Origin of the sequence: Pseudomonas sp. BN411 (genome assembly GCF_029871235.1) — a bacterium.
Lineage (GTDB): Bacteria > Pseudomonadota > Gammaproteobacteria > Pseudomonadales > Pseudomonadaceae > Metapseudomonas.
The window spans coordinates 23,947-42,480 of sequence record NZ_SSOM01000084.1 but is presented as its reverse complement, the minus strand read 5'-3'; the positions used below and the strand labels follow the sequence as shown (position 1 = coordinate 42,480).

Annotated in this window: 19 protein-coding genes; 18 read left to right on the top strand and 1 reads right to left on the bottom strand. The window is 62.0% G+C overall.

Annotation, left to right across the window (positions count from 1 at the left end):
- Positions 1-280 precede the first annotated feature (280 nt).
- The 10 genes from E8F06_RS26520 to E8F06_RS26475 all read left to right on the top strand — a co-directional run bounded on the left by E8F06_RS26520 (position 281) and on the right by E8F06_RS26475 (position 10,009).
- Positions 281-1,093: a GTPase gene (locus E8F06_RS26520; protein WP_280359706.1), complete on the top strand. Its 813-nt coding sequence runs from the start codon at positions 281-283 to the stop codon at positions 1,091-1,093.
- Positions 1,094-1,662: 569 nt separating this feature from the next.
- Positions 1,663-2,535, top strand: a complete 873-nt coding sequence (locus E8F06_RS26515) for a DUF3577 domain-containing protein (protein ID WP_280359705.1) — start codon at positions 1,663-1,665, stop codon at positions 2,533-2,535.
- A gap of 186 nt (positions 2,536-2,721) precedes the next feature.
- Positions 2,722-3,549, top strand: a complete 828-nt coding sequence (locus tag E8F06_RS26510; protein WP_280359704.1) for a DUF932 domain-containing protein — start codon at positions 2,722-2,724, stop codon at positions 3,547-3,549.
- Positions 3,550-3,923: 374 nt separating this feature from the next.
- Complete coding sequence (locus tag E8F06_RS26505) at positions 3,924-4,583, top strand: DUF3275 family protein (RefSeq protein ID WP_280359703.1); 660 nt, start codon at positions 3,924-3,926, stop codon at positions 4,581-4,583.
- Positions 4,584-4,670: 87 nt separating this feature from the next.
- Positions 4,671-5,069, top strand: coding sequence for a hypothetical protein (locus E8F06_RS26500; RefSeq protein ID WP_280359702.1), 399 nt, complete (start codon positions 4,671-4,673; stop codon positions 5,067-5,069).
- Between the two features lie 15 nt (positions 5,070-5,084).
- Entirely contained in the window at positions 5,085-5,348 is a 264-nt protein-coding gene (locus E8F06_RS26495; RefSeq protein ID WP_280359701.1) for a hypothetical protein, read from the top strand.
- 62 nt (positions 5,349-5,410) lie between these two features.
- A complete protein-coding gene (locus E8F06_RS26490; RefSeq protein WP_280359700.1) occupies positions 5,411-6,061 on the top strand; it encodes a hypothetical protein in 651 nt (216 codons plus the stop codon).
- Between the two features lie 64 nt (positions 6,062-6,125).
- Positions 6,126-7,235, top strand: coding sequence for a DUF6094 domain-containing protein (locus tag E8F06_RS26485; protein WP_280359699.1), 1,110 nt, complete (start codon positions 6,126-6,128; stop codon positions 7,233-7,235).
- A 94-nt stretch (positions 7,236-7,329) separates the two neighbouring features.
- Positions 7,330-7,635, top strand: a complete 306-nt coding sequence (locus E8F06_RS26480; protein ID WP_280359698.1) for a hypothetical protein — start codon at positions 7,330-7,332, stop codon at positions 7,633-7,635.
- Between the two features lie 100 nt (positions 7,636-7,735).
- Complete coding sequence (locus tag E8F06_RS26475; RefSeq protein ID WP_280359697.1) at positions 7,736-10,009, top strand: DEAD/DEAH box helicase; 2,274 nt, start codon at positions 7,736-7,738, stop codon at positions 10,007-10,009.
- Positions 10,010-10,412: 403 nt separating this feature from the next.
- On the opposite strand, the gene E8F06_RS26470 is transcribed toward E8F06_RS26475, so the two are convergent.
- Positions 10,413-10,937 (bottom strand): hypothetical protein, encoded by a 525-nt coding sequence (locus E8F06_RS26470; protein ID WP_280359696.1) that lies wholly within the window; start codon positions 10,935-10,937, stop codon positions 10,413-10,415.
- 678 nt (positions 10,938-11,615) lie between these two features.
- Between E8F06_RS26470 and E8F06_RS26465 the strand changes: the two genes are divergently transcribed.
- From E8F06_RS26465 to E8F06_RS26430, 8 genes are all read left to right on the top strand, one after another.
- The gene (locus E8F06_RS26465) at positions 11,616-11,981 is read left to right on the top strand and encodes a histone-like nucleoid-structuring protein, MvaT/MvaU family (protein ID WP_280359695.1); all 366 of its coding nucleotides are present in this window, start codon (positions 11,616-11,618) and stop codon (positions 11,979-11,981) included.
- 327 nt (positions 11,982-12,308) lie between these two features.
- Complete coding sequence (locus E8F06_RS26460) at positions 12,309-12,833, top strand: PilL N-terminal domain-containing protein (protein ID WP_280359694.1); 525 nt, start codon at positions 12,309-12,311, stop codon at positions 12,831-12,833.
- Complete coding sequence (locus tag E8F06_RS26455; protein ID WP_280359693.1) at positions 12,830-13,489, top strand: hypothetical protein; 660 nt, start codon at positions 12,830-12,832, stop codon at positions 13,487-13,489. The genes E8F06_RS26460 and E8F06_RS26455 overlap by 4 nt, the downstream gene beginning before the upstream one ends.
- A complete protein-coding gene (locus tag E8F06_RS26450) occupies positions 13,486-14,211 on the top strand; it encodes a TIGR03759 family integrating conjugative element protein (RefSeq protein ID WP_280359692.1) in 726 nt (241 codons plus the stop codon). The genes E8F06_RS26455 and E8F06_RS26450 overlap by 4 nt, the downstream gene beginning before the upstream one ends.
- A 29-nt stretch (positions 14,212-14,240) precedes the next feature.
- Positions 14,241-14,762: a transglycosylase SLT domain-containing protein gene (locus E8F06_RS26445; protein ID WP_280359746.1), complete on the top strand. Its 522-nt coding sequence runs from the start codon at positions 14,241-14,243 to the stop codon at positions 14,760-14,762.
- A complete protein-coding gene (locus E8F06_RS26440) occupies positions 14,759-15,289 on the top strand; it encodes an integrating conjugative element protein (protein ID WP_280359691.1) in 531 nt (176 codons plus the stop codon). The genes E8F06_RS26445 and E8F06_RS26440 overlap by 4 nt, the downstream gene beginning before the upstream one ends.
- 10 nt (positions 15,290-15,299) lie before the next feature.
- Positions 15,300-17,471, top strand: a complete 2,172-nt coding sequence (traD, locus tag E8F06_RS26435) for a type IV conjugative transfer system coupling protein TraD (RefSeq protein WP_280359690.1) — start codon at positions 15,300-15,302, stop codon at positions 17,469-17,471.
- Positions 17,468-18,217 carry a TIGR03747 family integrating conjugative element membrane protein gene (locus tag E8F06_RS26430; protein ID WP_280359689.1) on the top strand — a complete coding sequence of 250 codons (750 nt, stop codon included), beginning with the start codon at positions 17,468-17,470 and terminating at the stop codon, positions 18,215-18,217. Before traD ends, E8F06_RS26430 begins: the two co-directional genes overlap by 4 nt.
- Positions 18,218-18,534 lie beyond the last annotated feature (317 nt).

The window sequence follows — 18,534 nt, the reverse complement described above, 5'->3', positions numbered from 1 at the left end:
GAAGCGAATGGCAAAACTGGAGCGCCCAAGTAGAACCGCCCCAATTACGGGCGCGTACGAACCGGTTTACCCGGCGCAGCCGCTCATCCGATCCAACATCCTGCGCGCATGTTCGCTGGTGAACCCAGCAGCATGCCCAGGCAGTCGAGACCTTCACGACTGCGGTGCGCTTCATCGCACTGGTCGCTCTGCTCTTCCAGCGCATGTCGCGCTGACCACCCCTCAAGGGATACCCTCCCTTGTAGGCGGGAGTCCCTTGCTTCAATTCGAGGAATCTCCCATGGACCACCAAGCCATCCGCACGCAACTGCCCTCACTGGTTGCGAAACACGTACCGCGTAACTCACGAACTTTTCGCTTCAAAATCTTCGACGGCGAACCCAAGGTATCCACTTTGGGCTTTTTCATCGATCCGCAGCCCTTCGACGGCACGGTAATCGCTACAACCGACGCGGCCATCGTTGTGAAGACCGGCCGTACCGAGTTTGCCGTTCTCGATCGGGACCTGGTCACCGAGCAGCCCGGTGAAGGTGACAAGGTTCAAGTTCGTCCATATGCACGGCGCCGTTTCGACGGTCAGCGCGCGGACACGCCGGAAGAACGAACCGAGCGTTCGTCGGACGGCACGGCCTACACCGTGAAGACGCTAATACTCGGCTCGGCTATCGCCAAGCTGCCCATTCCCACCCCGCAGTGTCCGGAGCTACAAGCACTGATCGAGCAACTGGAAGAGTTGCCAGCACCCGATGGCTACCGACGCATTACCCATCTGTTGGTGGATGCCGATGCGCGGGACTTCACGTGGGTGGATCCCAAGCCCGATGACATCATCAAGTCGCCACCGGCACTCAGCTTCACTGTAGCCACAGACAAGTTCGAGGGGCAGGTAACTGTGCTCTACGAACGTGTCCACGACCTCTACGCAATGGAGTTACGTCACGGTGTGGATGTGGTTGAGCGAGTGGACGAGGTGTACTTCGACTCGCTCGGAGAGGTACTCGAGCGGCTGATCGACGATGGCCGCTGGCGCCAGATACAGGTGGAGATCCTCCGTACCCGAGCTCGAACACCGCGCCAAGAGCTTTCAGCATGACGACTGGTACCTGACCTTTCCTCCTCCATAGCCCCCGTCCGCGGGGGCTTCTTTTGATCGCCCCACGCGTATCTATTACGCGCCGTCTCCAAAAACTGAAATGGCCGCCCTCGCCGGCTGATCCCGGTCAGCCCCAAGGAGACGCCCGCAGGCGCGCCGTTCAACATCGCCCCTTACTGGCACCAGTTTCAGCGGCAGCCGCCAATAGCGGTCAGGACACGGGTTTCTTCGACCCCACCGTTGACCCGATCGCCTGCCATTGCGAGGACTAACCAATGCGGTTTTCCGCGACTGCTGATTCCTCCTGGTCCGGCGAGTCGCCTAGCGCCAGGCTGACGTCATGTGCTGCTGACGACGTCAGCGACATACCAGGCAACCATCGGTCTTCGAGGTTGCGGCGCAGCTTTGCTGCGTGACCAAACCAGTTCGCACCGCATCTTTTGCGCGAACGACTCCCGGCATCCGGGAGTGGATGCAGTTGATCCTTAACCCACCGCGGGGTTACGCACCTCCCCGCTGTGGGTCGGTGTGTTTCCGCTTTCTTGTTCTCAAGTCAATGGAGATTCACCATGACCAGCAACGCTTCCAATCAGAAGTCCTACTTCGACATCCATACGTCCGGCATCGGCTACATCCAGCGCGTGCGCGAAGTCCCGGTGAAGGGCGGCCGCCATGCGCAGCCGTTCCTGGCCTGCACGGTCGCGGCCCTCGTCGGACCTGCCAAGGACCCGACCCTGCGCTACTTCGATGTGCGGGTCTCGGGGGCCGAGGCCAAGCAACTTGTCCAACCCTATGTCGGTGTCGATGATCGCAATCAGCGGCCTTTGGTCCGCTTCCGTCTCGGCGACCTGTGGATCGATCCGTTCCGCCGGCCCTCGGGTGATCCAGCTGCCAGCATGAAGGCCCGGTTACTGAAGGCCGAACTGCTGGAGCGGAGCGTCTTGGGAGAAATCGAGTACCACGAGCTGATTACCCGCGGTATCGGTTACTTGAATGATCCCAAGATGGTCCCGAACAACGGCGACCCGTTTCTGTCCTGCTCGATCGCAGTCTTGGCCGGGCCGGTCGACACTCCCGAATATCGCTACATCGAGACCATCGTCGCCGACAACAGTGCCCAACACCTGGTGCAACGCTGCATTCAGGCCGTGGAAGCACAGAAGAAAGTCCTGCTGGCCTTCACGCTCAACGACATGAAGGCCGAGTCCTACATCCGCATCAAGGGCGAGCATGCCGGCGACGTGGGCGGAAGCCTGAAATCGAAGCTGATCCAGGTCAGCCTGATCAAGATCGACGGCCAGCAAGTCTACCCGCTGAAGGCCGACGTACCCGCCTCCCAGGACGCTTCCACGCCCGACGAGACGGTTCCCCCTGCAGACGACAACGGCAGCGCCAAGCCCACCGAGCCTGCCGAGAACACCCCTCAGGCAGCGTCCTTCTAACTCGCAGCGCCCCACCGGGGCCTTGTCCTGCCCTCCCGGCATTGCCCCGGCACTTCGGTGTCGGCGGCATGTCGGTCACCGCCCCAACCGGCCCCGTCTCACGGGGCCTTCTCCATCCCAGGCAATCACCGGCTATCGAGCTTAAGCCCCGACACGCCAATTGCCAGCATTATCCAGGAGATCACCATGCAACTGGCCTCTCGCTTTGCGCATTGCTCCCCCATGCTGCGCGCAGATCACCCGCTCTCGGATGATCAGATTCGCGCCGTCGTACCCTCAATCTATGCGGAAGCCCCGCACGAAAGCCGATCCGAACGGTACAGCTACATCCCCACCGCCACCGTTCTCTTCGAGTTACGCAAGGAGGGCTTCGAACCCTTCATGGTGTGCCAGACCCGCGTGCGACATGAGGATCGCCGCGAGTACACCAAACACATGCTGCGCCTTCGCCACGCCAGCCAAATCGACGGCAGCGAAGCGAATGAGATCATCCTGCTGAACTCTCACGACGGCACCAGTAGCTACCAGATGCTCGCGGGCATGTTTCGCTTCGTCTGCCAGAACGGCCTGGTGTGCGGGGACACGATGACCGACGTGCGCGTCCATCACAAAGGCAATGTCACGGAGCACGTAATCGAAGGCGCCTACGAAGTCTTGAAGGGCTTCGAGCGCGTGGAGGAATCACGCGATTCGATGCGCGCCATCACTCTCGATGAGAATGAGGCCACTGTGTTTGCCAACTCTGCCCTGTCGCTCAAGTACGACGGCGCCAGCAAGCCGGTACCGATCACCGAGAGCCAGGTGTTGGCGCCACGCCGCTTCGACGACCGGCGCTTCGACCTGTGGTCGGTGTTCAACCGAGTGCAGGAGAACCTGGTCAAAGGCGGCCTATCCGGTCGATCCGCCCGCGGGCGCCACCAGCGCACTCGGGCCGTTGAAGGCATCGATCAGAACGTGCGCCTGAATCGCGCCCTGTGGCTGCTCGCCGACGGCATGCGCCAACTGAAAGCCTAAGCCTCTCACGGACCATCCCCGAACAGGGCATGGTCCGTTTTTTATCTGCTCCTAGCGCGCTTGCCTCGCCCTGCGCAAAAACACGGAGCGTTCGGCTGCCGATTGGCACGCGCCCCCACCCTACCCTTCAAGCAAGCTACCCCTATGTTCGCAGGCGAAGCCTGCAGCATGCCCAGCAGCTTCGACCTTCACAGCTGCGGTGCGTTGTATCGCACTGGTCTTCCTCATCCCCGATGCTTCGGCGTCGATCTGCGCCACTCGCATGGGACTCCGTCCACCGGGGCGGATACCGACCTTGATTTCCCTAGCAGGAGATTCCTTTCCGCGCGTTCGGATGGGCACACCCGGCCCAACATCCTCGAAGGAGAACCCACATGACCGCCACGCCTCGCGCTCAACAGTCCCCCATCATCGTTCCTGGCCAGCTCACCTTGCGCACCATCCATGGTCGCAACGGCCCATTCAATGTCAGCCGCCTCGTCACCCCGATCGGTGAGTTCGTGGTCAAGGATCCCGAGCTGGAGCAGTACGCCGAAGGGAAGTACGAAGGGGAGTTCGTGATTCGTTACATCTTCCCCAAAGCTTACCCCGCTGGCGGAGGCATGCGCTTTGAGATCCGCGCCAAACTCGATGGAATGGCCCTCTCTGGTATTACGCAGCTGAGCAAGGACGAAGCCCGCAAGTTCGGTCCACAGGAGGTCGATCCGCTCGATGAAGAGCAGAACAGCCCTGCGACCGACACCACGACCAATCCACAAAGCCCTGCGGCACCGTCGTCGAAAGACCCATTGATCGATACCACGCCCTTTGGGGTGGACAAGCCGACTGAGGCCTCTGCCTCAACGTCCGCGGCTGACGGCGAAGATGCCGCGCTGTTTGGCCTGCTCTGGCCGCTGGACGATACCGTCAAGCTCGACTCGACCATCGACCGCCGCACGCTGCGCCTGCAGTGTTCGCGCCTCAACCAGCTCGGTTATGCCTTCGATGCGAAGGCACAGAGTTGGCACCGGGAGCCCGACTGTCAGGCTGCCTGACCACTCACATCACCGCGGTGACCTTCACCCACCCGCCGGGGCTCCCCCCTGAGGGGCGGACTCCGGCCAGTTTTCGGAGACCTCATCATGGGTTGGTTTTTCTCTCCCCAGTCCCGATCCGAACTGATCGCTGAACTGATCGCACCACAGGAAACTGAACGCGCCAGCGTCAAGGTCATCGCCCACGCCCTGCGCGGGAATGTGCTGTGGTCCGTCGCCGAGGTGACCGCCAAGGTCGACGGTGTGCATCGAGATCTCGCACGAGGTCAGTCGCTCTGCTACATCCGCTGCGACCTGCTGCAACGTAGTGGCAGCGAATGGGGCTACAAGCCGATGGACGAGTCGATGCACCCGTATTACTACACGTGCCCGCTCCGCTATCTGGACATGGCACCTGAGCAGTCCCACGAGTGGCGCGAACACGTCCGTGCCTACCACACAAAGCGTCACCTGCCCAAAGCACCCGAAAGCGTGCTGATGGCCTAACCCGGAGCACACGCCATGGACTCCCTCCTTGCCGCGCTCCCGGAATCGCTACTCCTTTTCGTCGAGGACCAGTTGTCCAACAACGAAGTGTCCTCCGACGAAGAATTGCTGGAGCACTTCATCGCCAGTGGCCTCAGTGAAGAGCAGGCGCGCCATGCCTTGACCTACCGGGACCGTTACCGCCGCGACATCTACCTGCAAGGCTTCACGCCAATCCGCACACCGGATGCGGCGCTTCGCTTCAATCCTCACACCCGGGACTTCGAGCCCGATTCGTAATCCACCCCACGGGGCAGTCTCTGTCCCTCAGGCAGTGCTGCCCCGCCACCGAGGCCATCACCATGCCTGCATCCTCATCAACCGCAACGCTCTTTGCCATCGACGAGTGCCCCGACCTGATGGCCGACGCCTGCGTCGGCGACGAGCAGGGCACCCTTGTCTTCGCTTCAGTCTGGGGGCGCGACACCGCCATCCAGCAATTCATCGCCCGCTTGACCTTGGGACAGGACCAGGACGGGCTCGACCAGTTCCACCTCCTCACCCAACAGGAGTCGTCGATTCCGCTCTTCGTCGGCAGCGTCGATCGCCTGGAAAAGCGTTTGACCCGTGTCTACCGGCGCACCCTGTTTGGTTCGCTGATCAACCTCTGGCTGTTCGACCGCCGTTGCACGCGGCCCGACAAGAGCAACGCAAGCGCGCTAGCGCTACTGCCGCGCTCCGCTATCGCCCCCGACGCTCGCCTCTGGCGACTGGTACGGGACACCTGTCCGCTGCCCTTGCTCGACCACTGGCAGGCCCCTGTGCTGGCGCATCTACGCGCGCACGGCATGCTCCATCGCCTGCCATTGGCGATCGGTCCCCTCGATGGCCATCGCCTGGCCATGGACGTACCGGCCCTCACCCAGGCGCTGGGCAACCTGATCCGCAGCGGCACCCTCGACGTGCACGAAACCGATCGCCCGCTCCCCCGCCTGCTTGCGGCAGTGGCGTAAGGGCTCCCCAGCAGGCATGCGTCCGTGCATGCCTGCACTCTTCCTCGACAGACAGGAGGCAGCCATGGCCCTCATGTTTCCTCGACTCGCAAGAAACTTCGCCAAGGGCGGCTACTACCCAACTGACGAAGCCACGCTCGAACGAGCACTCGCCGCACTGGCGCCTGGCGACGGGCCGATGTGCATCATCGATCCCTGCGCCGGCGAAGGCGTGGCCGTTGCCGAAGTCGCCCACGCCCTCGGGCGCGAGCAAACCCAGGTGTTCGCCGTCGAGTACGACGGCGAACGTGCCCACCATGCACGGGGGCTGGTTGACCGCTGCATCCACGGCGACCTGATGGATACCCTGATCTCCCGCCAGTCATTCGGCCTGCTGTGGCTCAACCCGCCCTATGGCGACCTGAGCAACGACGCCAATGGCAACCTCGGCTACGACGGCAAAGGCCGCGCCCGGCTCGAGAAGCTGTTCTATCAGCGCACGCTACCGCTGCTGCAGTACGGTGGTGTACTGGTCTTCATCGTGCCGCATTACGTCCTGGACGCTGAACTCGTCGGCTGGCTCACGCGGCACTACAGCGACCTGCGTATCTACCGTGCGGTGGAGACGCAATTCAAGCAGGTCGTGGTGTTCGGCCGCCGCTCGCGGCAACGCGACCAGGCCAGCGACGAAACCAAGTCCGCCCGAGCCCTGCTGCTGCAGATTGGTCAGGGAGACATCGAAGCCGAAGCGTTGCCGGAAGAGTGGCCGCTCCTGCCGTACACCGTCCCCGCGACTCCGTCCGAGCCAGAGCACTTCTACCGCGTGACGCTGGAACCTGCGCAGTTCGCCGATGAAGTCGGTCGGCTGCAAGGGCTTTGGCCGACACTCGAAGCGCATCTGGGTGCCTCGCAACAGTCGCTGCGACCGCCCGCACGGGCGCTGTCGCACTGGCATCTCGCCCTCGCCCTGGCCGCAGGCGCGATCTCTGGCGTCGTGACGTCCAAGACCGGCAAGGTGCTGATCGTCAAAGGCGACACCCATAAGGAGAAAACCCTCCAGCGGGAGTTCACCGAACGCGACGACGGCTCCGTGGCCGAAACACGCATCCTCACCGACAAATTCGTACCGGTTATTCGCGCCTGGGACATGACACCGGACTCCCCTACCCGGGGCGAGGTGTTGACCATCCGCTGAGCACTCTCTGCGAGAGCTGACCGTCACTTTCCGCCACCCACCGGGGCCACGTCATCCCGCTGGGATGCCGTGGCCTCCACCTGAGGAGAAACCCATGGCATCCGCTGCTCGCAACACCCGTGATCGCAGGCTCCTGTTCCCGATAGGCGCGCTGATCTTCAGCAAGGGCGTCGACCAGCTAGTCCGTGAGGGCCGGCTCGACCCGTTGCCCTATTTCCAGCGCCATACCCGCGGTGACTGGGGCGACATTACCGACGACAGGTGGCAGGAAAACAATGCCGCTCTGACATCCGGTCAGCGTCTCGACTCGATCTACCAGGTCACGCGCGAGCTGACCCTGTGCATCTACACCGAAGCGGATCGAAGTGCGACACACATCGCACTCCCACCCGAAATCTGAGTACTCGTTCGACGGTCGCAAACCGTTGCTTTCCTCCCACCCAAGGGGCATGCCATCGCCCCACGGGGACGGTGCATGCCCACTTTCCTGGAGCATCATCATGTCCCACGCTCTTGATCCCGACCCCGAAACCGCTGCGCAGGGCAACCTGCTGGAAGCGGCTGATTCTCCCCTCACGCTCAGTCTGCAGGACTTCGTATCCGAATTCGGCGACGAGTTGCTCGACTCACTCAACCGCGCCAATCCGCCGGTCTATGCCGGGAAGCCGCGAGCACAGCGGCAAACTATCCTAGCGGGCCTCAAGCGGAGGTTGTTCCCCGCGCAGGCCGACGTGGTGCATGCCGTTGCCGAGTTGTTGATCGATCACGGCGAGCGCGCCGCGATCGTCAATGGCGAGATGGGCTGCGGCAAAACGACGGTGGGTATTGCCACCGCCGCCGTCCTCCAGGCCGAAGGCTACCGGCGTACCCTGGTGCTCTCCCCTCCGCACCTGGTTTACAAGTGGCGGCGGGAAATCCAGGATACGGTAGCCGACGCCCGCGTCTGGGTCCTCAACGGCCCGGACACCCTGGTCAAGCTCATCAAGCTGCGCGCGCAGTTGGGTGTGCCGGCCCAGGGCCAGGAGTTCTTTATCCTCGGCCGCGTTCGCATGCGCATGGGCTTCCACTGGAGGCCCGTCTTCACCCAGCACCGCACGCGTCACGGCGACGTGGGCGCCTGCCCTGACTGCGGCCAGGTCATCACCAATCTCGACGGCGAGCCGGTCAATCCGGTGGAGCTGGAAGCCGAGGAATACCGCCGCAAGTGCAGCTGCTGCGCAGCTTCCTTGTGGACGCTGATCCGCCCGCGAAACCTGTCCGCCAACGACCAGTCCTCGGCCGTATTGAAGGCCCTGAAACGCATTCCCACCATCGGCGAAGTCACCGCGCAGAAGTTAATGCAGCAGTACGGTGATGGGTTCCTCGCGTCGATGCTCGGCGACAACATCCACGAGTTCATCAACCTGATGGACGACCAGGGTGAACTGGTCTTCTCGGACCGCCAGGCCCAGCGCATGGAACGTGCGATGGCCAGTATGGAGTTCGGCTTCGGCGAGGGCGGCTATCAACCGTCCGAGTTTGTGAAACGCTACTTGCCGCAAGGCACATTCGACCTGCTCATCGCCGACGAGGCGCACGAGTACAAGAACGGCGGAAGCGCCCAAGGCCAAGCCATGGGTGTGCTCGCCGCGAAGTCGCGCAAAACGCTGCTGCTCACCGGAACTTTGATGGGGGGGTATGGCGACGACTTGTTCCACCTGCTGTTCCGCGCCCTTCCGAGCCGGATGATCGAAGACGGCTACCGGCCGAGCGGTACCGGCAGCATGACGTCGGCCGCCATGGCGTTCATGCGCGATCACGGCGTACTCAAGGATATTTACTCCGAAAGCTTGGGCGCAGCGCACAAGACGGCCAAGGGCACCAAGGTATCGGTGCGCACGGTTAAAGCGCCGGGGTTCGGGCCGAAAGGTGTGCTGCGCTGCATCCTGCCGTTCACGGTATTTCTTAAACTGCGGGACATCGGTGGCAATGTGCTGCCGCCCTATGACGAGGAGTTTCGTGAAGTTGCCATGGACGCGGACCAGGCCAATGCCTACCGCGACCTGTCGCAGCGCCTGAGCCAGGAACTGAAACAGGCCTTGGCCAAACGCGACACGACTTTGCTCGGTGTGGTGCTCAACGTGCTGTTGGCCTGGCCAGACACCTGTTTTCGCTCGGAAACAGTCAAGCATCCGCGCACGCGCGCCTTGCTAGCATTCGTGCCCTCCCAGTTCAATGAGCTGGAGGTGATGCCCAAGGAGCGCGAGCTGATCGAGCTCTGCCGGCAGGAGAAGGCAGAAGGTCGCAAGACCCTGGTCTACTCGATCTACACCGGCACCCGCGATACGACGTCGAGACTCATGACGCTGCTGGAGCAGGAGGGCTTCAAGGTGGCGGTGCTACGCGCGAGCGTGGATGCCTCTCGCCGCGAAGACTGGATCGCCGAGCAGCTCGACCGTGGCATCGACGTACTGATCACCAATCCCGAACTGGTGAAAACCGGCCTGGACCTGCTGGAGTTCCCAACGATTGTCTTCATGCAGTCGGGCTACAACGTGTATTCGCTGCAGCAGGCCGCACGCCGTTCCTGGCGCATCGGCCAGAAACAGGCCGTCCGGGTGATCTACCTGGGCTACGCGGCCACCTCACAAATGGCCTGCCTGGGCTTGATGGCCAAGAAGATCATGGTCTCGCAATCCACGTCGGGAGACGTACCAGAGTCCGGGTTGGATGTCCTCAACCAGGACGGTGATTCCGTCGAAGTGGCACTGGCCAGGCAGCTTCTTGCAACCTGACTCATGTGCCTTATGCCGGCAGCCCCTCGGGCTGTCGGCCCCTTCTCTTCACCTGTACCTCCTTTGAGGTCCTAGAGCACCGAGCAACGATTTTCCACCGTGTGATAACGGCAGCAGGCGACTTATTGCAGCCTGTCGGTACAGGCAGAAATCGGCCGATTCTGTTGAAAGACTCCCTTCGAGATTTCTGCCCACAAAAGTGCATTGCTTACGCTGAAATCTGAGTCATTTCCGGGGCAGAACTGCCTTGGATTTCACGTAGCAACGCGCGAATCAGCCGCATTTGGGCCTATGGGCAGGCGACTCTGGCCAACACCGCCTTTTTCAACAGAATCGGCCAGAAACGGACGTTCAGGGCGGCCTGATTATTAGGCTTGGAGGTTTCTAGGAGGCCCGGGGCTGCTCAAACCGAGAGAAGGCTGAAATTGCGAAGCAGCCTCGTCGCTTCACCTTGAAAATTAATTTCGTACTGGCGTCTTGAAATCCGCAGAAGTGACCTCATTTTAACATCAAAGAGCCAGTACAATGGAGGGGGCATGCCAGCACATAGCGGTGACATCAAAATTCTCAGCCTAAATGGTGGGGGGGCTAGAGGTCTGTAGATCAGCTCCGACTTGCCCTCATCCAGATCGCGATGACGCATTGATGCCGACCATTCCTGAAAGACGCCAGCAGGCTCTACCAATACCGCGGCAGCCACCTTACCTGGCTGGTAGTTGACGAATCGAGTCCGCATTGACAACGGACGCATCCATCCGCGCCCCTGATTGAATGTGACCGCCCCAATGTAAGGATGGCTGCCGCCACCTTCCACATTGGTTATCGACAGCAAGGTATCCCACTCCAAACGCACACTGTGGTTGTGGAATGCCTCAAAGGTAGCGGCGGCTGGGGCCGGCATGACTAACGTGATCTTATGGCGACTCATGACCGAAGGCCGACGGCGGGAGATGAGGGCTAGCCTAGACCAGTCGCACCGGCTCGAACATGCGCATCATCGAGGTATTTTTCGTTCGCTTCGGGTCGCTTTCTGCCGGTCCCACCCGAGGCTCGCGAGCGTTCGCGCATCTGATCTTCGACAATGAGGACAAGCTACAACAGGTCATGACCTCGCATTACCGGCCTTATCTAATGAACGCTCCTTCAGGAGTGCTCTTTTAATTCAGAAGATATCGAAGAGTTCCAGGCTCCACTATTCCTATAAAGGCAATCAGGAGACCTACAGCTTCGCATTTCCAACTGATTCAATGTTCAACGCTGATGCTCCGACTCTGGATGAGTTGGCGCTGTACACTGCAACGTAGCGCCTGCCACCGGCTAGACGAGAAAAATACTTATAATAAAGCTGCCAGTATTAGAAAAGTTTGGAGCTGGACATAGCAGAAGCGCAAGAATCCAAAAAATCACTACGAAGCCCATCTTTAGTGCTTCCAACTCATAAAAACAAATCCAAAAAGTCGAAAAACCGGAGTCAAGCGCCCTATAGCAGTACGCGCAGTAGGGTTTCGCCACAGCAATAGCTTTACAACAGACTATTACAAATAGACCCTTCCAATTTCAACGCTTTTTAAATACACTAAACCCGTTATTAACCAGGAGACACACGATGTCCCGCCTTGCTGAATTTCGTAAGCTTGAAGAACAACTAGCCCAACAATTAGCCGAGCTCGAAGCGCTCAAGAACGACAGCGCGCTGAAAAAAGAGATCGAGTTTGAAGAGAAGCTGCGTGCGCTCATGTCTGAGTACGGTGTAGATGTGCGCGGTCTGATCGCAGTGATGGACCCCGAGTATCGCCCACTCGCTAAGAAAGCTCAGACTGGTAGCGGCCCCCGCAAAGCGCGCGAGGTAAAAGTCTACATGCACCCCAAAACTGGTGAGCGTGTCGAAACCAAGGGCGGCAATCACAGCATCCTGAAGGCTTGGAAAGCCGAGCATGGTGTTGAAACCGTAGAGTCCTGGCGTGTGCAATAATTGCTTCGAAGCCAAAGATTTTGCTTAAAACAAAGGGCCCCGCGGGGCCCTTTGTCGTCCCAGCAGTGGCGACTCAACCAACTGACCCCTAATAAGAACACAAAACTTAACCACAAAATCTGTGGGTAACTCGTTGGATAAAACGTGCGACTTTCGATGCGATAGGCATTGCACGGGCATGCTGCTTTATTGAGCATGAGTTGATCCCCACCCCAAAGAAGCAAATCTCACTGACGAGCAATCGGCAACACGACGATTCCCTTTGTTTGGTGATACCGCATTGCTGAATGGCGATGCTCTCGGCTCGACTCAGCCGGGAGCGCCTCCATGCCCGCCGCCCTTTCCTATCGCTGCTGCCTGCTACTGGCCGTCCTGACGGCTGGCTGCGCAACACCTCCGCCTGCCCCTGTAAGGAATGAGGTGGTGAATCCCCAGCCGGAGCAATTCCCTGTCGTTCGTTACGGCCGCTACACCCTGGTCGAATTGGCGCCGACGGCCGCCCAGCAGGACCTCCTGCTGCAGGTAGTCGATGCATCCATTCCCGACACGCTGAGCGCCAGCGTCGGCGACGCACTGCGACACGTCTTGCGCCGCTCCGGCTATCAGCTCTGCAGCGGTCGTGAAACCGACGCCCTGAACAACCTTCCCCTGCCGGCCGCGCACTACCAGCTAGGGCCTGTCCAACTGCGTGAAGCCCTTCTGCTCTTGGTCGGGCCGCCCCGGACGCTGCACGTTGATCACGTAACCCGCCGTGTCTGCTTCACCCTGTCACGTCATGGCGAAGCGTCAGCGACTGCAGAGGCTGGTCCCCAAGACCATGTCGCATCGCCTGCCGGGAAGGTCCAGCCGTGACGATCCTGGGGAAGGAACACCGCGAGCCCACCCCGCTGATGCGCCCAGCGGCGATTACCTGGCTCCTGCTCGTCAGCGCCTCGGCGGTGATCGACCATGTCGCGCTATTACGCCTGGCCGAGCAGATGCAGACACGTGCTGCGACATCGCAAGTCGAGATACTTCAACAGCGCCTGGACGAACTCACCCTGCAGGTCGAACAGCTGCCACAACCGCAAGCGCTGCCCATGGAGCGCTACGAGTCCGAACGCCAGGTGCTGGAGCAGCGGCTCAGCGCCCTTGAGCACGCCCTCAGCAACCTTGCGACAGCGGACAGCCTGCTGCCCCTGCAAGCGCGTGTGGAGCAGTTGGAAGCGCGGCCCATGACTTCTCGGCAGCCAGCACCGGTCGTGGCACGTCCCCGCTCCCCTGCCCCATCCAAACCCCAGGAGATCCAGCCGCCGTTCCAGGTAATCGGCATCGAGTTACGTGCGAACGAACGCTTCCTGGCGATTCAGCCTTCAACTTCAGGCTCGCTCTCGCAGGTTCGTCTGCTGTTGCCGGGCGAAACTGAAGCCGGCTGGCGTCTCCAGCACATCGAGAGGGATGCCGCTGTCTTCCAGCAGGGTAACGACACCCGCCGAATCACGCTGCCCACTGGCAGGAGCGATAGATGATCGACCGCAGCGGCGCGCTCGTCGTGCTCGCCGCACTGCTGGTGAGTGGCGTGACCGACGGGGCAGAAACGCTCGCCTCGACTGCCCGCCCTAGCAGGGAGCAACCGACCACCATCGAGCGCAGCGACGAACAGCAGGCGCGTGATTGGGGACTGAGCAGCGACGAATGGACCCGCTACCGCGAGCTGATGCGGGGACCATTAGGCATTTACTCGCCCAATCTCGACCCACTCACCGCGCTGGGTATTGAAGCACGCTCCGATGAGGAACAACGCCGCTATGCGGAGCTGCAGGCGCAGGCCGAAGCTCGTCGTGTCGAAAAGCTGCTGGCCTACCAACGCGCCTATGACGCAGCCTGGCAACGGCTCAAACCAGGCATGCCACGCGTCGCCCTGCCCGACGCGGGCGCAGCCTCTTCGCCCGCCGTACCAGCCACGGGCGAGCGGCTCGCCGTATTCGTCAAGGACGCCTGCACGGCCTGCGACCATGCAGTCCAGCAGCTCCAGGCAGCCAGCGTCGGGTTCGACCTCTACCTGGTCGGCAGCCGCAATGACGACGCACTCATCCGTACCTGGGCTCGGCGCATCGGCATCGATCCCGCCAAGGTGAGCAACCGCACCATCACGCTCAACCATGATGCCGGGCGCTGGCTGTTGCTCGGCCTCCCCGGCGACCTGCCCGCTGTGCTGCGCAAGGTGAACGGCCAGTGGCAGCGGCAATAGCGACGTCACGGTGCGCCGTGCTGGCGCTGATGACCTGGGCACTGGCGGGGCACGCCCTGGCGCAGAACGTGCCGCCACCGGCCTACCAAGTCGCGGCGCACCAAGCCGGCATTCCTTCGACCGTGCTCTACGCCGTCGCCCTGCAGGAAAGCGGCACGCGGCTCAGTAGCCGGCTCGTCCCCTGGCCCTGGACACTCAACGTGGCCGGCGTCGGGCGCCGCTTTCCGACCCAAGCCAAAGCCTGCCTCCACCTGCATCAGGCACTGCGCGACGTCCCGCCCACCCGTATCGACGTGGGTCTGGGCCAGATCAACCTGGGCTACCAGCGTCATCGCTACCGTCGCCCCTGCGAGCTGCTCGACCCCTACCGCAACCTCGCTATCGCAGCCGACATCCTGCGCGAGCAACACGCTCCCGGCCAGGACTGGCTGATTACCGTCGGCCGCTACCACCGGCCTGCCGGCGGCGCACCGGCCGCACGCTACCGCCGCAGCGTCGGCCAGCACCTGGCACGCGTATTTAGCGAACCCCACCAAAGGAGCCTGCCATGAAGCCCATTCGCCTCGTTGCCCTCTTCGCCCTGGCCGGGGCACAGGTCACTGCCCGGGTACAAGCCGACGCACTAATTGTTGTGGAAGACCGGGGCGGCGCCTCCGCCCTTCCTTACTACGAAGCACTGAGTCTTCAACCACGACCCCAGGTGCCCTCACCGCACCTTGAGGTTCCACGTCCGCCCCTCGACCCGTTCAGCGAATCCGACATGTTGCCGGTGCGCTCAGTGCGTCTGTCGCCGGGACTGGTGGAACGCCGGGTGATCGAGGCACCAGGCCTGCCGCCGTTCTTTCTCGTCGGCGACGATGCCCAATCCCGCGCCTGGCTGCAGCAGCGGTCACCCCACTTGCGTGAACTCAATGCCGCCGGGCTGGTGGTCAACGTCGACTCGGCCGAGGCCTTGGCTGAACTGCGCGCACTGGTGCCTGGCCTGTCGCTGGCGCCAGCGTCCGGTGACGACTTGGTCGACCGCCTGAGATTACGCCACTACCCGGTGCTGATCACGTCGACCGGCATCGAACAGTGAAACACCGCTCATGGCCCAGCCCCATGCGATCGAGGTACTGCTGCGGCCAGCCGTGGAGCTGTATACGGTGGTGGTCTGCGTCGGCGCCGCGGCAGTGTGCCTGGTGGCACCCTGGTCGCTGGCACTGAGTCCGCTGCTGGGCCTCGGCAGCGCCTTAGCCTTCCTGGCGTTCGGCACGCTACGACTGCGCGATGCCTGGGTGATTCTGCGCTACCGCCGCAACATCCGAAGGCTGCCACGCTACGTGATGACCAGTCGTGACGTACCGGTGAGCCAGCAACGCCTGTTCATCGGCCGGGGCTTTCGCTGGGAACAGCGCCATACCCATCGGCTGATGCAGACCTACCGGCCAGAGTTCCGCCGTTATGTCGAGCCCTCACCGGGCTACCACGTGGCGCGCCGCCTGGAAGCACGGCTGGAGTTCGCCCCGTTTCCGCTGTCGCACCTGGCCAAGCTCACCGCCTGGGACGTCCCCATCAACCCAGTGCGGCCGCTGCCGCCGGTGGGCGGTCTACCCCGGCTGCACGGTATCGAACCCCATGAGACCGACGTTGGCTTGCCGCTCGGCGAGCGTGTCGGCCAGACCCTGGTCCTGGGCGCAACGCGGGTCGGTAAAACACGGTTGGCCGAGCTGTTCATCACCCAGGACATTCGGCGCTGCAATGTAACGGGCGAGTATGAGCCAGTGATCGTCTTCGATCCCAAAGGCGATGCCGACTTGCTCAAGCGGATGTATGTGGAGGCCAAACGCGCCGGCCGTGAAGGCGAGTTCTACCTCTTCCACCTCGGGTGGCCGAACATTTCCGCCCGCTACAACGCCGTGGGGCGCTTCGGACGGATTTCCGAAGTCGCCACGCGGATTGCCGGCCAGCTCTCCGGTGAAGGCAACAGTGCCGCCTTCCGCGAGTTCGCCTGGCGCTTCGTCAACATCATCGCGCGCGCCCTGGTCGAGTTGGGCCAGCGCCCCGATTACCTGCTGATCCAACGCCACGTCATCAACATCGATGCGCTGTTCATCGAATACGCCGCCCACTACTTCGCCCGCACCGAGCCCAAGGCCTGGGACATCATCGTCCAGCTCGAAAGTCGGCTGAACGACAAGAACATTCCGCGCAATATGATCGGCCGCGAAAAGCGCGTGGTGGCGTTGGAGCAGTACCTGTCGCAGGTGCGCGTGTACGACCCGGTACTCGACGGCCTCAGGTCCGCCGTCCGCTATGACCGCACCTACTTCGACAAGATCGTTGCCAGTCTCTTGCCGTTGCTGGAGAAACTCACGACCGGCAAGATCGCTCAGCTGCTGGCGCCGAATTATGCCGATCTCAACGACCCGCGCCCGATCTTCGACTGGATGCAGGTGGTCCGTCAACGAGCGGTGGTCTACGTCGGGCTGGATGCACTGTCCGACGCCGAAGTAGCCGCGGCCGTCGGCAATTCGATGTTCGCCGACCTGGTCTCGGTCGCGGGCCATATCTACAAGTTCGGGATCGACGACGGCCTCCCCGGCGCCGTTGGCGGGACCAAGCTGCCCATCAATGTCCACGCCGACGAGTTCAACGAGCTTATGGGCGATGAATTCATCCCACTCATCAACAAGGGCGGCGGCGCGGGTATGCAGATCACCGCCTACACCCAAACGATGAGCGATATCGAGGCGCGCATAGGCAATCGCGCCAAGGCCGGCCAGGTGATCGGCAACTTCAACAACTTGTTCATGCTGCGTGTGCGGGAGACCGCCACCGCCGAGCTGCTGACCAAGCAACTGCCCAAGGTCGAGGTCTACACGACCACCCTGGTCAGCGGCGCCACCGACAGCTCCGATGTCCATGGTCCCACTGATTTCACCTCCACCGCGCAGGATCGCGTCAGCACCTCCAGCGTGCCGCTGATCGAGCCCGCACACGTCGTCGCGCTGCCCAAAGGCCAATGCTTCGCCCTGCTCGAAGGGGGCAATCTCTGGAAAATCCGCATGCCCCTGCCCGCGCCCGATCCGGACGAGAGCATGCCCGAAGATTTGCAACAGCTCGCCGGGTACATGCGCCAGCACTATACGGAGGCTCGCGACTGGTGGGACAACCCAGGCCAGCCGGGTCTGCAGGACGCTCCGCTGCCCGATGACCTACTCGACGGATTGCCACACCTCGCCGACCGTGAGGGACCGGATGGGGCGGCACGGCCATGAGGGACCCGGCGACCACCGCACAGCGTCAGCAGATTCAGCAACAAGGGCTGATCGCGAATACCGTCACCCTGCCGCTGCGCATGCTGGGTGTGCTGATCGGGTCGTTACTACTGTCCATCGTCATCGAATGCGTCGGCATGCACCTGTTCTGGCCAGACCAGGGCTGGCGCCATGCCCAGGGCATGCTCGACTATGAGTTGAGCCAGCTATCCAGCCACTTCACCCGCAGCGCGCTGGTGCAGGAACCGGGACGTACGGCGCACCAGTTGATCGAGGGGGCCTACGAATGGCTCTTCGTGAAATCCGGACTGCTCGACTGGATGAGCCGCACCTCGGCGCATGCTCGTGCGCCCGGCCACGGCGACACCCGGGACTTTCGCTACTACCTGAGTCAGGTCTACCAGTGGACCGAGAGTTACCTAATCGCCGCGGCGTTCACCACGCTGACCTTCATCGTGCGGATCCTGGTGCTGCTCCTGACGCTACCGCTCTTCATCCTGGCAGCCTTCGTCGGCCTGGTGGACGGGCTGGTCCGGCGCGATATCCGCAAGTTCGGCGCCGGTCACGAATCCGGTTTCGTCTACCACCGCGCAAAAGCCGCGCTGATGCCGCTGGCGGTCATGCCGTGGATCCTCTACCTGACCCTACCCTTCAGCCTTCACCCATTGCTGGTACTGCTGCCGTGCGCGGTGCTGTTGGGGGGTGCCGTGAACATCACCGCCGCGAGCTTCAAGAAGTACCTCTAGGCGCGACACGAACGTGCTTATTTATCTTTAGATATCAGCATCCTAGGAAGTCTTACGAGAAGATAAGCCAGAATCGTCCAGTCGGCCGGGCTCGAGCCCTGCTCTACCCCTCGCGTAGGAAAATCCGCAAGGTCGAGCGGGGCCTTCACTAGATTTTCACCTGCCCAGGAGCACAGTGATTCTGCTGAAGGACCAGCCCCATCCGACGATGTACATGAAGCCCCGCCTGCCCGTGCGGGGCTTTGTGTTTCTACACCACCCTTCCCAACCCTACCCACGCTAGATAGCATTGCGCCATCAACGCATGGAGCATCCGT

Coding starts and splice junctions, on each gene's coding strand:
- E8F06_RS26520 (WP_280359706.1), top strand. CDS start 281: ATGGACCACCAAGCCATCCGCACGCAACTGCCCTCACTGGTTGCGAAA.
- E8F06_RS26515 (WP_280359705.1), top strand. CDS start 1,663: ATGACCAGCAACGCTTCCAATCAGAAGTCCTACTTCGACATCCATACG.
- E8F06_RS26510 (WP_280359704.1), top strand. CDS start 2,722: ATGCAACTGGCCTCTCGCTTTGCGCATTGCTCCCCCATGCTGCGCGCA.
- E8F06_RS26505 (WP_280359703.1), top strand. CDS start 3,924: ATGACCGCCACGCCTCGCGCTCAACAGTCCCCCATCATCGTTCCTGGC.
- E8F06_RS26500 (WP_280359702.1), top strand. CDS start 4,671: ATGGGTTGGTTTTTCTCTCCCCAGTCCCGATCCGAACTGATCGCTGAA.
- E8F06_RS26495 (WP_280359701.1), top strand. CDS start 5,085: ATGGACTCCCTCCTTGCCGCGCTCCCGGAATCGCTACTCCTTTTCGTC.
- E8F06_RS26490 (WP_280359700.1), top strand. CDS start 5,411: ATGCCTGCATCCTCATCAACCGCAACGCTCTTTGCCATCGACGAGTGC.
- E8F06_RS26485 (WP_280359699.1), top strand. CDS start 6,126: ATGGCCCTCATGTTTCCTCGACTCGCAAGAAACTTCGCCAAGGGCGGC.
- E8F06_RS26480 (WP_280359698.1), top strand. CDS start 7,330: ATGGCATCCGCTGCTCGCAACACCCGTGATCGCAGGCTCCTGTTCCCG.
- E8F06_RS26475 (WP_280359697.1), top strand. CDS start 7,736: ATGTCCCACGCTCTTGATCCCGACCCCGAAACCGCTGCGCAGGGCAAC.
- E8F06_RS26470 (WP_280359696.1), bottom strand. CDS start 10,937: ATGAGTCGCCATAAGATCACGTTAGTCATGCCGGCCCCAGCCGCCGCT.
- E8F06_RS26465 (WP_280359695.1), top strand. CDS start 11,616: ATGTCCCGCCTTGCTGAATTTCGTAAGCTTGAAGAACAACTAGCCCAA.
- E8F06_RS26460 (WP_280359694.1), top strand. CDS start 12,309: ATGCCCGCCGCCCTTTCCTATCGCTGCTGCCTGCTACTGGCCGTCCTG.
- E8F06_RS26450 (WP_280359692.1), top strand. CDS start 13,486: ATGATCGACCGCAGCGGCGCGCTCGTCGTGCTCGCCGCACTGCTGGTG.
- E8F06_RS26445 (WP_280359746.1), top strand. CDS start 14,241: ATGACCTGGGCACTGGCGGGGCACGCCCTGGCGCAGAACGTGCCGCCA.
- E8F06_RS26440 (WP_280359691.1), top strand. CDS start 14,759: ATGAAGCCCATTCGCCTCGTTGCCCTCTTCGCCCTGGCCGGGGCACAG.
- traD (WP_280359690.1), top strand. CDS start 15,300: ATGGCCCAGCCCCATGCGATCGAGGTACTGCTGCGGCCAGCCGTGGAG.
- E8F06_RS26430 (WP_280359689.1), top strand. CDS start 17,468: ATGAGGGACCCGGCGACCACCGCACAGCGTCAGCAGATTCAGCAACAA.